Raw genomic sequence first — 13,967 nt, 5'->3', positions numbered from 1 at the left:
AAAACGACAATTGTGGCACCGCAACAAAATGTGCGGGCACGGGGAGAGAGCGTTGCGTTTCTTCATCGGCACGGATGTGGGCGGTACCTTCACGGACATTTGGGTGTCTGCCGGCGATGGACAGACGCGCGTATTCAAATCGCCGACCACGGCCGACGTGTTGAGCGGCGTGATCGACGGGTTGCAGCTGGCGGCGGACGCGTACGGTCTCGGCTTTGAGGCGTTCTGTTCCCAGATCGAACGCTTCGGGCACGGTACGACGGTCGGACTCAATGCTCTGCTCACCGGAAATGCCGCGCGCACCGCGGTGATCACCACAAGGGGCTTCGGCGATACGCTCGAGATCGGGCGCCTGAAGCGCCAGACGTCCGGCATGAACGAGATGGAGCGTACCGACGCCTATCTGCGAAACCGCATCCCGCCGCTGGTACCGCGCGACATGATCATCGAGGTCGACGAGCGCATCGACGTGAAAGGCAATGTGGTCAAGCCGCTGGACGAGGCAGGCGCACGCGCGGAAATTCGCAAGCTGAAGGATCGCAACATCGAGGCGGTGGCGATCTGCACGTTGTGGTCCACCCACAATCCTTCGCACGAGCGCTGGTTGCGCGATCTGGTGCTGGAAGAATTGCCGGGCGTGTTCGTGAGTTGCTCGCACGAGATTTCGCCGGGCGTCGGCGAATACGCGCGCATGTCCACCACAGCAGGCAATGCTGCGCTCGGCCCGCTCGCGGGACGTTATCTATCGAGCCTTGAAGCAAAGTTGCAAACGGCCGGCATGAAAGTCCCGGTGCTGATGATGACCTGTGCCGGCGGCGTGCTGCCGACTGCTGTCCTCAATGATCGCCCGGCTTTCGCATTGTTTTCAGGGCCTGCCGGCGGCGTAATGGGCTCGCGTGCGACTGGCGCGCAAGCCGGTTTTGACAACATCGTCACCATGGATATCGGCGGCACCAGTTTCGACGTCGGCGTGATCGTGTCGGGCAAGCCGATCATGCGGACGGAGATTGCTGTGGCCGGGGCGGATATCCGCGTTCATTCGATCGATGTGGAATCCATCGGCGCCGGTGGCGGCTCGATTGCCTATGTGGAATTCGGAGAGTTGCGTGTTGGTCCGCGCAGTGCGGGCGCCAACCCCGGGCCGGCTTGCTATGGACGCGGCGGGACACGGCCGACCGCGACCGATGCCGATCTGGTGCTGGGTGTGCTCGATCCCGACAATTTTATCGGCGGCCGCATGAAGCTCGATGTCGAGGCGGCGCGGCGTGCGATCGACGACCATGTCGCCAAGCCGCTCGGCATGAGCGTGATCGAGGCAGCCTGGAGCATCCGGCAGATCCTCGACAGCAAGATGGCGGACCTTCTTCGCCGCATGACCATCGAGCGCGGCTACGATCCGCGCGATTTCACGTTGCTGGCCAATGGTGGTGCGGGCCCGTCGCATGCTTGGGTGCTTGGCGAGGAGCTTGGCCTGAACAGCTTCGTCGTGCCAGCCGCGGCGACCGCAGAATCTGCTTACGGCACCGGCAATTCCGATCTCGGCTTCACCGCGGAGCGCCCGGCCTATGCCCGCATTTCGCCGGGCGCAACACCAACGCCGGAGCAGCTTGCCCACGTCTCGAATGCTGTCAAAGCCGCAACCGAGGAAGTCCGCAACAATCTGGCACTTGCCGGACCGAAAAGCGGGATCAAGGTCGAGCGTTTCGTCGCGATCAAGTTCCGGGGCCAGACGAACCATCTCGATATTCCGTTTGAGGGTGACAACTTCACGCTCGATACCTTCAAGGCGGTCACCGGCGCCTTCGAGAAGCAATACGAGTTGCTGTTCGGGCGAGGCGCGGCCTTCTCGAATGCCGGTTACGAACTGATTTCCGTCCGCGTCATGGGCACCGGCGCGCTGCCGCCGCCGGCGCTCGCGACCAAGGGCGAGCGCTTCGAGCCGCGGGGTAAACGCAGCGTGGTGTTCCGCGACGCCAAGACATCGGTCGAGACCGTCATTTATCGCACGTCCTTCCCGAAAGACGGCGAGACCGCGCACGGGCCGGCCATCATCGAATTCCCTGGCCAGAGCGTCGTAGTGCCGCCAGGCGCCAGCGCGAAGGCTGATTCCTTTGGCAACATTCATGTGAGGCTCGCATCATGAGCGAGATCAACGCCGTTACTTTCGAGGTCATCCGTAACCGGCTGGTCGCGATCTCCGACGAGATGCGGATCGCCCTGCAGGCGGTCTCAGGCTCCCCGACCGTCACCGAAGCCTCGGACTTCTTCACCGGCATCTTTCTTCCCGATGGCGCGGTCGTGTCGATGGGTTTCCAGGTGTCGTTCCAGGCTCCGGTCTGCGGCGAGGTCATCCGCCACATCAATGGCAAGCCGCAGCTCAAGGTGAAGGATGGCGACATCTTCATCGGCAACGACCCTTACATCGGCGCGCTGCACCAGAATGACGTGCAGATGATCGGCCCGATCTATGCGGGTGACGAAATCATAGCCTGGGCCGGCGTCGAAGCGCACGAGACCGATGTCGGCGGCATGGATTTCGCGAGTTGGTGTCCCAAGGCCAAGGAAGTCTGGCAGGAGGGCATCCGGATCCCTTGCGTGAAGCTCGTCGATCAGGGCGAGATGCGCGAGGACGTCCTTGAGATGATCGTGACGGCCTCTCGTTTGCCGGATCAGCTCGGCCTCGATATCCGCGCTTTCATCGCCACCGTGAACGTCGCGCGCCGCCGGGTCACGGAGCTCGTCTCACGCTATGGCGCAAAGGTCGTGACCGAGGTGATGAAGCGGATGATCGCCTCATCCGAGGCGCGCCTGCGCGCGCGGCTCCGGGAATTGCCGGATGGCGTCACGCATGCCGCGGATTTCATCGAGCATGACGGCCACAGCAACGTGCTTTACAAGATCGACTGCAAGGCGATCAAAAAGGGCGACAGCCTCACGCTCGATTTCTCCGGGTCCAGCAAGCAGGCTCCGGGCTTCATCAATGCGACGCGTTCGGGGCTGACGGGCGGATGCGCCGGAGGCGTGCTGACCACGCTCGGCTTCGACATTCAGTGGAATCAGGGCCTGCTGGCGCCGGTGAAGATCGTGGCGCCGGACGGCCTCATTTGCACGGCGCAGTTCCCGGCGCCGGTCGGGTCGGCGACCGTCGAGACGATCTGGTCGGTCAGCAACGCTTCGATGGCCGCGCTCAACAAGCTGCTCGCGACGTCGCCGAAATACCGGTATCGCGCGCAATGCATCAGCGACGGCTGCATGGCGACCTTCAATCTCGGCGGGATCAACCAGTATGGCGAGCCGTTCGGCCTCCATTTGATGGATCCGCTCGCCGCGGGATCGGGCGCCTTCGCGACCAAGGACGGCATCGATGCCGGCGGCCCGATCACATCGCCGGTCTCCTGCATCGCCGATGTCGAGCGCAACGAGCAGGCGGTGCCGCTGTTCTATCTGCATCGGCGGCTGGTGTCGGATACCGGCGGCGCGGGCAAGCATCGCGGCGGCCTGAGCGCGGAAGTGGCGCTGACACTCGGCGGCATCGAAAAGGCGATGGCGCTGGTCATGACGCACGGCGCCGAATCCCCGAACACCGCGGGCCTCGCTGGCGGCTGGCCTGGTTCGACCGTCGTTCAGTCGATGGGATGGGGATCGATCGAGAATGGCCGGCCGAATGAGAGCGGCAAGTGGGAGCGCTTCGGTCCGAAGCCCGGCCTGATGCCGATGACAAACCGCGATATCTATTCGGTGATCTGGCAGGGCGGCGGCGGTTGGGGGGACCCGCTGGAGCGCGAACCCGACGCGGTGATACGCGACGTGAAATCCGGTGCGGTGACCCAGGAAACCGCGCGTGAAATTTATGGCGTGGTGGTCAACGGTTCCGGCGTGGACGATGCCGCGACCGAGCGCCAGCGCGAAGCGATTCGTAAATCCCGCGTCGGTCATTTTGACACCGATCCGGCACGGCGTTGCGCGTCGCAGCCGATCGGCTCGCTGAGCGAAAACCTGCTTGTCGCGCAGGATGATCGTGGGACTCATGTCGTGTCGCGCGCAGGCTATATTCTGTCGACGGGCAGCACGAATTGGCGGAAAGGCGCGAAGTCGGTCACCTTCGACAAGCTGCCCGAGCGCTACCGCATCGATCTGCATGCCGATCTGCGTTGCACGGTGCATTACTGCCCGGCCAGCGGCGCGCTTCTGGCCGTCGACTTCCACCGCAAGGACGAGGCGCCTTCCGACGATCTCGTGCTTGATCTCACGACCTTGCCAAGGCTCGCCGCATGAGCAGGATCGCGACCTCCTATTTGACGTCGACGGGAGACGAGTTTCCGACGCAATACGATCGTGCACCGGAATACGAGGGCTTCATCGAGGAGCGCGACATCCAGGTCCGCATGCGCGACGGCGTGCATATCTCCGTCGATGTGTTCCGCCCCGACACCAAGCAGAAGTTGCCGGCGCTTCTGGCTTTCGCGATCTACAACAAGGACCTGCAGGCGCCGGATATCGCCGACGCCCTGACACCGCAGCCGTCCTGGGCCTCGATGTGGACCGGTTGGCTTGAGGCCGGCGATACCCGCTTTCTCACCTCGCGCGGATATATTCATGTCATCGGCGCGCCGCGCGGGATCGGCAAGGCCGAGGGCGGCGGCTCGCGCGAATTCGACAGCTACGATCTGATAGAGTGGATAGCCAGCCAGCCCTGGTGTGACGGCCAGGTCGGCATGATCGGGATTTCCGGATTCGGCGCCGAGCAGTTCAATGCGGCCAAGCAGCAGCCGCCGTCACTGAAGGCGATCTTCCCGTTCGATCCGCGCGGCGCCTATGGCACGCTCGGCAGTTTCCGCGAGGAATATCACGGCGGCGTGCTGCACCTGTTCCGCTATCTGCTGTCGATCAATCTGGTCGCGCATCAGAACAAGGGCCAGCCGGGCGATCTGCCGCCGGAACGCGAGGCGCTGTGGCGCGAGGCCATGGCCAATCCGGATTTCAAGATCTACCCGCATGTCTACAACATCCTGACCCAGAAGGGGCAGCACCTGCCGGCGATCTTCGATTTCCTGATTCATCCCTACGACAAGGAAGAGATCGTCGAGAAGGCCGAAGCCGATTTCGCGAAGATCAGCATCCCGGCCTATACCGGCTCCGGCTGGTATGCCTATGGCTACAAGACCCATCTCAACGGCGCGCAGAACTGGTTCCGCAATATCACCTCGCCGAAGAAGCTCGCCTTCGGCGGACCGTCGCATCTGGAACGGCCCTTCCATTCCTTCCATCGCGAGATCCTGCGCTGGTACGACTACTGGCTGAAGAAACTCGACACCGGCATCATGGACGAGCCGCCGGTGAAATACTGGGTGATGGGTGAGAATGCCTGGCGCAGCGGTGGCGACTGGCCGCTCCCGGAAACGCAATGGACCAAGCTCTATCTGACGAGCTGGGGCCGGCTGCGGCCGGAGCCCTTCCTGCCCTCGAGCAATGACGGACGGCTGGCGCCCGACGCCTTCGTGCAGATGCCGATCACCCAGACCAACGAGGTGCAACGCCTTCGCTATGTCAGCGAGCCGATGCCGAAGGACACGCTGGTGGCAGGCCCGATGGTGCTGAACCTGTTCGCCTCGATCGATCAGGAGGATACCAACTGGATTGTCGCGATCAGCGATCTCGGCCCCGACGTCTCGGTGCGGACCGCGCGCGACAACGAGCGCAACGTGCCGGGCAATCTCCCCGAACGCGAGGTCACGCGCGGCTGGCTGAAAGCGTCGATGCGTGAACTCGATCCGAAGCGCTCAAAATCCTGGAAGCCCTGGCACAAACTGACGCGTGCATCGAAAAAGCCGGTGAAACCCGGCGAGGTGGTCGAGTATTCGATCGAGATCATGGCGGCCGCGAACATGTTCAAGGCGGGCCACCGCATTTGCCTCGACATCGCCTGCATGGATGTGCCGACCGGCGTCGGGGGCGCGACCAATATCGAATATTTCCCCTATCACATCGGGTCGCATCGCACGGTTTTGCACAAAGTGCATCACGACGAGATACATCCGTCGCATCTTTTGCTGCCGGTCATCCCGGTGTCCGACTAGGGCGATTGGCGATCCATCGGGGTGACCGAACCGGCGTGATTGCTCAGATCGCATGATCGGCCGCCTACGCTCGGCGGATGCCGAGGACGATGCTGTTCCGACGTGCGGTCGCCCCTGCTGCCGCCCAATATTTAGTCGTCGCGCGGCGGCCGCAGCCGTCGGTCCGATGGAAGACGCACAGTCGAGCGCGCGGTGTCGGCGGGACTGGTGCGCGCCCGGTCCGGATAGGGCTTGCCCACGGGGCCGGTTGCTGCCCACTGCGGCCCGCGGTTCCGATCGTCCTGGAGACATTCCAGTCTGGACAAAATGTTGCAGACAGCGCCGTCACCTGTGGTAGCGGTGGCCGCCGGGTCCGGTTTGACAAGAACAATGGATGTGACGCACTGCCATGAAATTCTGCATGCACCTCAGCACTCGAATTCACGACAAGAAAGACGAACTTCCGCTTCTCAACTGCCTGACCGACCTCGCCCTCGACGCCGATGCAAGCGGCTTCAGCGCCATCTCCCTGACCGAGCATCATCTCCACGAGAACCAGGGCTATCAGAACTCGCTCCTGTTCGCCTCGGCGCTGGCGCCCCGGCTCAAGCAGGCCACGCTCATTCTCGCCACGGTGAACCCGGCGATCCATCATCCCTTGCGGCTGGTGGAATCCTGCAATTTGATCGACCAGCTCAACGCGGGACGCCTGGTCGTCGTGTTCGGATCGGGCTTCAAGGAGACCGACCTGGTCGCGTTCGGGCGCGACCTCACCCAGCGCAACGAATTGTACGAGCAGGGCATCCGAACGGTCCTCGACATCTGGGCCTTTGACGGCGCCAATGGACCGCTGGAATTCGCGGTCGGCTCGGATCGTGGGCGGCTTGATGTCGCGGTAAACCCGTCGTCGTTCCGCAAGCCGCGTCCCATCCTGGCACGCGCGACCGTGATGAATCCCGCGGCCATTGCCGACGCCGCGGCACGTGGATGGCCGCTCTTCACGGCGATCAAGGAACTCGATATCGCCAGCGCGCAGATGGCGAGCTATCACTCCGCACTGGAAGCCTCCGGCCACGATGCGGAGACGATCCGGCTGGCCAAGGAATGGACCGGCGTGGGCAAGGCGGTGCACGTGGCGGAGACCGACGATCAGGCGAAGCGCGAGGCCGACGCCTTTTTCGAAAAGAACCCGAGCGGGGCCATTGCCCGCAATCCCGACGACATGATCTTCGGCAGCCCGCAATCGGTCGCGCGCCAGATGCGCGATTTTGCCGATGCCGGCGTCGGGCTGATGATGTGCGGGTTCCTGATCGATCTCCAGAACATGCCGCAGCTTCGTCGCAGCGTGCGTCTGTTCAAGGAGGAGGTCATGCCGAAGGTGGAGACAAAGGTGGCGGCGTGAGCCGCCGCCTCGAACTTCCGTTAATGGGATAGAAACAGCGGGATCGGCGGCTGTCGCAACATGCTCTTGGTGGCGCCGCCCAGAACGAAGTCGCGGACGCGGGAGTGCCCATAAGCTCCCATCACCAGCAGGTCGACGGACTGAGTGCCATAGTCGCTGAACAGATCGCCGATCTCGCGGCCGTCCGCTTCGACAATGTCGAAGGTGATCGTGACGCCATGCATGTTCAGATGCGTGGCGAGCTGCTCCTTCGTGGCGACGGTTGCGATCGACTTCTCGTGTGTGACCGTCACGGCGCGCACCGTCTTCGCCCGCTGCAGAATGGGAAGCGCGTCGCCGACCGCGCGCGCGGCGGGTCGGCTGAAATCCCAGGCAATCGCAATGGTGTCGAGCGCCGGTTGCCGGTCGTAGCGGGTGGGATCGGGAAGGATCATGCAGGGGCGGCCGGACCCGAAGATAATCGACTCGGCGTAAGCGTGCTCGATACTGTCACCGTCGCGAAGCGGAATGATGGTGAGGTCGCGAAGGCGTGCATGATCGGTGAGCCGGTCCGGCACGAGTGTCATCAGGCAGCGGTCGAGAATCCGCTCGTGAAAGATGCCGCTTCGCTTTGCCGCGACCTCGAATGCGTCCAGCAATTCGCGTGCATTGGCGGCGGCCTTTTGCTTCTCGGCCGCGATCATGTTGGGCAGGTCCAGCAGCATATCGGCGAGGAAATTGCTGCCGCCAGGCACCCTGACGTCAATATCAAACGCGATGGCCGACAGCCGCGTGCCGAGTGCGGTACCCAGCGCGGTGGCCTGATCGATGCTGGCCGGCAAGGTTGCATCCGGATAGCTGGTCAGTACAAGTAAAGCATCCTTGAAGTTCATGCCTCATCTCCGAATGGCAACCGGATTTCACCGATCTCCCGAATGGATTGATCAGGCAGATGTCACAACGGCGCAAAATGCCGCGTGACAGATCGACTTCGCTTGATCCAGATCAAGCACATGCGGTGCGGTCGGATGATCGGCGAGATCGCAGCGCGAGGCTCGTGATCGTTGCGAGATACCAATCGACAGCCGCCACAACCGCGCCAAACGCCATCGCTCGTCTTATTGCCGGCGTCGCAGGTAAACAAACCAGTACACACCGCCGACCATCAGGCTGCCGCCGATCAGATTGCCGATGGTGGCGACGACGATATTGTGCAGGGATGCGCCGATGGTCAGCCCGGAAAATGCAGCCGGAGTCTGTCCGATCGAAGCCCAGAAGTCCGGTGCGGCCCAGGCCTTGATCGCAAGGGCGTAGGGCAGGAGATAAAGGTTCGCGATCGAGTGTTCGAATCCGGCCGCGACAAAAGCCGCAACCGGCGGGACGATCACCAGCATCTTGTCGGCGATGCTGCGGGCGCCGAAGGACATCCAGACCGCGAGACAGACCAGGACGTTGCAAAGCACCGCGAGGAAGAACAGTTGCACAGTCGGCAGGGCCGCCTTCGCTGCCGCGATCGTCAGCGCCGTGCTGCCGACAGCGCCGCCGTTGAATTCATGCTGCGCCGACAGAAACATCAGCACGGCGGTCCCGATCGCGCCGGCGATGTTGCCGAGATAGACCAGCGTCCAAGCGCGGAGCAGCGCGCCAAGGCCGATGCGCCGGCTGGCAAAGGCGACGATCATCAGCGAATCGCCGGTGAACAATTCCGCGCCGCCGACGATCACCAGGATCAGGCCGAGCGAAAACACCAGCCCGGCGAGCAGCCGCGCAACGCCCCAAGGCAGGTCGCCGGCCCCGGTCAGCACCACGGTCATGAAAACCGCACCGAGCGCGATAAAGGCGCCGGCCAACAGCCCCAACACGAGAAGCCCGATCGCATCCCGTCCGGCCTTGGCGACGCCCGTGGCTTCGCAGGCCAGCGCCGTCTCGGGCGGCAAGGGCACATTGAGATTGGTATGCGTCGGCGCCGTCTTGAGCGCGTCGGACATTGTAAGCCTCCCCCTCGCGGGATCGCCGCTGTGTCCGCAATAGCACTCGGTAGTTCGCTTCGAAAGGTTGGTCAGTCGTTGTGCCGTCAGCAGTCGAGCGTGGTGTCGCGCTCCCATTGCGTCAGGTGGCGGGCATAGTCGTTCCATTCGCCATGCTTGAGCGTGGCATAGGCCGGGACGAAGCTGCCGAGATAATCCTTCATTACCGGTGACGCCTCGAACGCGCGCAGCGCGTCGAGCAGGTTCAGCGGCAGGCGCTTGGCGTCCTTCACCGTATGCCCGTCGGTATACATGTTGATGTCGAGGCGCTTGCCGGGATCGCGCTGGTTCTTGATGCCGTCGAGACCCGCCGCAAGAATGCCGGCCTGCAGCAGATACGGATTGGCCGATCCGTCCGGCAGCCGCAGTTCGAAACGGCCGGGATCCGGCACGCGGATCATGTGGGTGCGGTTGTTGCCGGTATAGGTGACGGTGTTCGGCGACCAGGTCGCGCCCGACAATGTGCGCGGCGCGTTGATGCGTTTGTAGGAGTTCACGGTCGGATTGGTGAGCGCGCACAGCGCATCGGCCGAATGCATCAATCCGCCGATGAAGTTGTAGCCGAGTTTGGAGACGCCAAGCTCAGCCGCATCCTTCTCAAACAGGTTGGTCTCTCCGTCCCACAGCGAGATGTGGACGTGGCAGCCCGAGCCGGTCAGGTTCGGGAACGGCTTCGGCATGAAGGTTGCGCGATAGCCATGCTTCTCCGCGATCGACTTGGCCATGAACTTGAAGAAGGCATGGCGGTCGGCCGTGGTCAGCGCATCGGCGTAATCCCAGTTCATCTCGAACTGGCCGTTCGCATCCTCATGGTCGTTCTGATACGGATTCCAGCCGAGCGACAGCATCGCGTCGCATAATTCCTTGATGAAGTCGTAGCGCCGCATCAGCGCCGACTGGTCGTAGCAGGGCTTGCTCTGGCGATCGGCGTCGTCGGAGATCGCGTCGCCGCCGGGCGTCACCAGGAAGAATTCGCATTCGACGCCGCTCTTGAGTTGCATCTTCTGCTTGCCCGCGTCGGCGATCAGGCGCTTCAGCACGTTACGCGGGCTCTGCTCCACCAGCTTGCCGTCCATCCACAGGTCGGCGGCGAGCCAGCCGACCTCCGGCTTCCATGGCAACTGGATCAGACTGTCCGGATCGGGGATCGCGAACAGATCGGGGTCGGCCGGCGTCATGTCGAGCCAGGTGGCGAAGCCCGCAAAGCCGGCGCCGCTTTTTGCCATGCCCTTGATCGCGGCGGCCGGCACCAGCTTGGCGCGCTGGGTGCCGAACAGGTCGGTATAGGAGATCAGGAAATACTTGATCCCGCGCTCTTTCGCGGCTGCCGCAAGATCCGTCGCCATTGAAGTCCCCTCGATTTATTCCTTCGCAGCATGCCCGGCACGGGATGGATTGTCGGAACGAGTCGTGATCGTGTGCAGAGCCGTGTCCTGTCAGTATCGGGTCTTGCCCGGTATCCAGTCGGTCCCGGCGAGCGGGACCTGCGCCATGGCGGCCGCCTCGACCGTCAGCGCCACCAGATCTTCCGGCTCGAGATTGTGGACATGGCTTTTGCCGCAGGCGCGGGCGATGGTCTGCGCTTCCAGCGTCAGCACAGCGAGATAATTCGCCAACCTGCGTCCCGCGAGCACCGGGTCGAGCCGCGCAGCCAGCGCCTCGTCCTGCGTGGTGATGCCGGCGGGGTCGCGCCCTTCATGCCAGTCGTCATAGGCGCCGGCCGTGGTGCCGAGCTTGCGGTATTCGTCTTCCAGCCGCGGATCGTTGTCGCCGAGCGCGATCAGCGCGGCGCTGCCGATCGCCACTGCATCGGCGCCGAGCGCCAAAGCTTTCGCCACATCGGCGCCATTGCGGATGCCGCCCGACACGATCAACTGCACCTTGCGGTGCATGCCGAGATCCTGCAGCGCCTGCACCGCGGGACGGATCGCGGAGAGGATCGGCAGCCCGACATTCTCGATGAACACTTCCTGCGTCGCCGCGGTGCCGCCCTGCATGCCGTCCAGCACGATCACATCCGCGCCCGATTTCACCGACAAAGCCGTGTCGTAATAGGGCCGGCTGGCGCCGACCTTCACATAGATCGGCTTCTCCCAGTCGGTGATCTCGCGCAATTCCTCGATCTTGATTTCGAGATCGTCCGGTCCGGTCCAGTCCGGATGCCGGCAGGCCGAACGCTGGTCGATGCCGGGCGGAAGCGTCCGCATGCCGGCAACGCGTTCGGTGATCTTCTGGCCGAGCAGCATGCCGCCGCCGCCGGGCTTCGCGCCCTGGCCGACAACGACCTCGATCGCGTCGGCCTTGCGTAGATCGTCCGGGTTCATGCCGTAGCGGGACGGCAGCACCTGATACACGAGTTGCGAGGAGTGTTCGCGCTCTTCCGGCGTCATGCCGCCATCGCCGGTGGTTGTCGTGGTGCCCATTGCGGACGCGCCGCGGCCGAGCGCTTCCTTGGCTGGCCCTGACAGCGCGCCGAAACTCATGCCGGCAATGGTGACGGGGATCTTGATCTCGATCGGCTTCTTCGCGAAGCGCGAGCCGAGCACGACATTGGTGCCGCATTTCTCGCGATAGCCCTCGAGCGGGTAGCGCGAAATCGACGCGCCCAGAAACAACAGGTCGTCGAAATGGGGAAGCCTGCGCTTCGCGCCGCCGCCGCGGATGTCGTAGATGCCGGTCGCGGCCGCGCGCTGGATTTCCGAAATCGAATAGGGATCGAACGTCGACGATAGGCGAGGGGTGGTGCGGGGCGGTCCGGCAGGCGCGTTCATGGGCTGATCTGACTTCAGTACGAGGACACGTTAATAGGCGGACACGTTGTCGATGTGGAAGTTGTAGAGCTTGCGCGCCGAGCCGTAGAGCCGGAAGTCGTCGGGCGAGACATCCTCGCAACCCGCGCGCTTCAGCAGCGCAGCCAGCGTCTCGCGCTCCGCGGCGGTCGGCGTCTTCTCGATGCAATCGGCGCCAAGACTTTTCACGTCGCCGCGCACGAACAGCCGCGCCTCATAGATCGAATCGCCGAGCGCCTCGCCGGCATCGCCCAGCACAACGAGATTGCCGGCCTGCGCCATGAATGCGCTCATCGGCCCGATCGAACCCTTCACGACGATGTCGATGCCCTTCATCGAAATGCCGCACCGCGCCGAGGCATTGCCGTCGATCACCAGAAATCCGCCGCGCCCGGTCGCGCCGGCCGCCTGGCTGGCATCGCCCTTGATGTGGATTTCGCCGGACATCATGTTCTCGCCGACGCCAACTCCGGCATTGCCGGCGATCATGATTTTCGCCTGCTTGTTCATGCCGCCGCAATAATAGCCGACATGCCCGTCGATCTCGATCGTCACCGGCGCGTCGATGCCGACGGCAATCGCGTGCTTGCCGAGCGGATTGCGGACCTCCCAATGGGTGTCGTTGCTCTGTCCGTTGAGCGTATGAAGCGCCGCGTTCAGTTCGCGCAGCGGTGCTGTCGCAAGGTCGAAGGTCGACATCAGTGCCGCTCCCATACATAGACGCGGGCCGGCTCGGGCTCGAACACCCGCGCATGCTCCACGCCGGGCAGGCCGACCAGTGCGCGATATTCGGTGCCGAAGGCGACGTAATCGTCGGTCTCCGCCATCACCGCAGGCTTGCAGGCAATCGGGTCGCGCAGCACCGCAAAGCCCGACTCCGTTCCGACGACGAAGGTATAGAATCCGTCGAGATCGGACAGGGATGCTTCGAGTGCCGCGTTCAGGTCCATGCCCTGGCGCAGCCGCCATGTGAGATACGCGGCGGCGACTTCGGTATCGTTCTCGGTCTGGAAGGTGAGGCCGTCGCGCTGCAGATAGCGCCGCACGCCGTTGTGGTTCGACAGCGATCCGTTATGCACCAGACACTGGTCGATGCCGGTCGAGAACGGATGCGCGCCGGCGGTGGTCACCGCCGATTCCGTCGCCATGCGGGTGTGGCCGATGCCGTGGGTGCCGCTCATGGTGTCGAGCGCGAAGCGCTTCGCCACGTCGCGCGGCAGGCCGACTTCCTTGTACAGCTCCATGCGGCTGCCGGTGCCGACCACGCGCACGTCCGGCCGATGGGTGGCCAGCCAGTCGCGCACTTGCTGCTCATCGTGGTTCGGTATCGAGAGGACGAGATGGCTGCCCCGTTTCGAACTCGCCAGCGTCTGGCCGAGATGCTTCGACAAGTCCGCCGCGATCAGGTCGACGTCATCGCCCTTGTCCGCACGCAGCGTCAGCTTGACGTGGGAGGCGTCGCCCGCGCCGTAAACGGCGAAGCCGGCGCTGTCCGGCCCGCGGTCGGTCATGACGCCGAGCATCTGCGAGAGCATCGCGCCGAGCTGCGGCTCGAGCGCCTTGGACTTCAGGAAAAGCCCTACAATTCCGCACATTCTCGAAGGTCTCCGGTCCGGCGCGAATGGCGCGACCTTAGAGACGCGTTTTCCGCGCGTCAACCTGTGAGAATTAATTATTCCCCACAGGAAAATCGCGCTATACCAAATTCTACAGG

At 63.7% G+C, this 13,967-nt stretch carries 10 protein-coding genes; 4 read left to right on the top strand and 6 right to left on the bottom strand.

All coding sequences use genetic code 11. The annotated features are described in order from the left end of the window. Nucleotides 1-52 precede the first annotated feature (52 nt). The 4 genes from AC5I5I_RS06280 to AC5I5I_RS06265 all read left to right on the top strand — a co-directional run bounded on the left by AC5I5I_RS06280 (nucleotide 53) and on the right by AC5I5I_RS06265 (nucleotide 7,458). Complete coding sequence (locus AC5I5I_RS06280) at nucleotides 53-2,143, top strand: hydantoinase/oxoprolinase family protein (protein ID WP_495970986.1); 2,091 nt, start codon at nucleotides 53-55, stop codon at nucleotides 2,141-2,143. Beyond that, nucleotides 2,140-4,275 carry a hydantoinase B/oxoprolinase family protein gene (locus tag AC5I5I_RS06275; RefSeq protein WP_495970984.1) on the top strand — a complete coding sequence of 712 codons (2,136 nt, stop codon included), beginning with the start codon at nucleotides 2,140-2,142 and terminating at the stop codon, nucleotides 4,273-4,275. Before AC5I5I_RS06280 ends, AC5I5I_RS06275 begins: the two co-directional genes overlap by 4 nt. Then, the gene (locus AC5I5I_RS06270; protein ID WP_495970982.1) at nucleotides 4,272-6,077 is read left to right on the top strand and encodes a CocE/NonD family hydrolase; all 1,806 of its coding nucleotides are present in this window, start codon (nucleotides 4,272-4,274) and stop codon (nucleotides 6,075-6,077) included. The genes AC5I5I_RS06275 and AC5I5I_RS06270 overlap by 4 nt, the downstream gene beginning before the upstream one ends. Before the next feature lie 400 nt (nucleotides 6,078-6,477). Then, on the top strand, nucleotides 6,478-7,458 hold the full coding sequence (locus tag AC5I5I_RS06265) for an LLM class flavin-dependent oxidoreductase (protein WP_495970980.1): 981 nt from the start codon (nucleotides 6,478-6,480) through the stop codon (nucleotides 7,456-7,458). A 20-nt stretch (nucleotides 7,459-7,478) separates the two neighbouring features. Here AC5I5I_RS06265 and AC5I5I_RS06260 read toward each other — a convergent pair whose 3' ends face one another. From AC5I5I_RS06260 to AC5I5I_RS06235, 6 genes are all read right to left on the bottom strand, one after another. Continuing rightward, nucleotides 7,479-8,330 (bottom strand): universal stress protein, encoded by an 852-nt coding sequence (locus AC5I5I_RS06260; protein ID WP_495970978.1) that lies wholly within the window; start codon nucleotides 8,328-8,330, stop codon nucleotides 7,479-7,481. Nucleotides 8,331-8,555: 225 nt separating this feature from the next. Next, a complete protein-coding gene (locus AC5I5I_RS06255) occupies nucleotides 8,556-9,425 on the bottom strand; it encodes a formate/nitrite transporter family protein (protein WP_495970976.1) in 870 nt (289 codons plus the stop codon). Between the two features lie 86 nt (nucleotides 9,426-9,511). Further along, nucleotides 9,512-10,810 (bottom strand): type III glutamate--ammonia ligase, encoded by a 1,299-nt coding sequence (gene glnT / locus AC5I5I_RS06250; RefSeq protein ID WP_495970974.1) that lies wholly within the window; start codon nucleotides 10,808-10,810, stop codon nucleotides 9,512-9,514. Nucleotides 10,811-10,900: 90 nt separating this feature from the next. Continuing rightward, nucleotides 10,901-12,235: an FMN-binding glutamate synthase family protein gene (locus AC5I5I_RS06245; protein WP_495970972.1), complete on the bottom strand. Its 1,335-nt coding sequence runs from the start codon at nucleotides 12,233-12,235 to the stop codon at nucleotides 10,901-10,903. Between the two features lie 30 nt (nucleotides 12,236-12,265). Continuing rightward, nucleotides 12,266-12,952, bottom strand: coding sequence for a protein glxC (locus AC5I5I_RS06240; RefSeq protein ID WP_495970970.1), 687 nt, complete (start codon nucleotides 12,950-12,952; stop codon nucleotides 12,266-12,268). Next, entirely contained in the window at nucleotides 12,952-13,848 is an 897-nt protein-coding gene (locus AC5I5I_RS06235) for a class II glutamine amidotransferase (protein ID WP_495970968.1), read from the bottom strand. The genes AC5I5I_RS06240 and AC5I5I_RS06235 overlap by 1 nt, the downstream gene beginning before the upstream one ends. Nucleotides 13,849-13,967 lie beyond the last annotated feature (119 nt).

Source organism: Pseudorhodoplanes sp. (genome assembly GCF_059499825.1).
This window is presented reverse-complemented; position numbering and strand designations above follow the sequence as displayed.

Coding starts and splice junctions, on each gene's coding strand:
- AC5I5I_RS06265 (WP_495970980.1), top strand. CDS start 6,478: ATGCACCTCAGCACTCGAATTCACGACAAGAAAGACGAACTTCCGCTT.
- AC5I5I_RS06260 (WP_495970978.1), bottom strand. CDS start 8,330: ATGAACTTCAAGGATGCTTTACTTGTACTGACCAGCTATCCGGATGCA.
- AC5I5I_RS06270 (WP_495970982.1), top strand. CDS start 4,272: ATGAGCAGGATCGCGACCTCCTATTTGACGTCGACGGGAGACGAGTTT.
- AC5I5I_RS06235 (WP_495970968.1), bottom strand. CDS start 13,848: ATGTGCGGAATTGTAGGGCTTTTCCTGAAGTCCAAGGCGCTCGAGCCG.
- AC5I5I_RS06255 (WP_495970976.1), bottom strand. CDS start 9,425: ATGTCCGACGCGCTCAAGACGGCGCCGACGCATACCAATCTCAATGTG.
- AC5I5I_RS06245 (WP_495970972.1), bottom strand. CDS start 12,235: ATGAACGCGCCTGCCGGACCGCCCCGCACCACCCCTCGCCTATCGTCG.
- glnT (WP_495970974.1), bottom strand. CDS start 10,810: ATGGCGACGGATCTTGCGGCAGCCGCGAAAGAGCGCGGGATCAAGTAT.
- AC5I5I_RS06275 (WP_495970984.1), top strand. CDS start 2,140: ATGAGCGAGATCAACGCCGTTACTTTCGAGGTCATCCGTAACCGGCTG.
- AC5I5I_RS06240 (WP_495970970.1), bottom strand. CDS start 12,952: ATGTCGACCTTCGACCTTGCGACAGCACCGCTGCGCGAACTGAACGCG.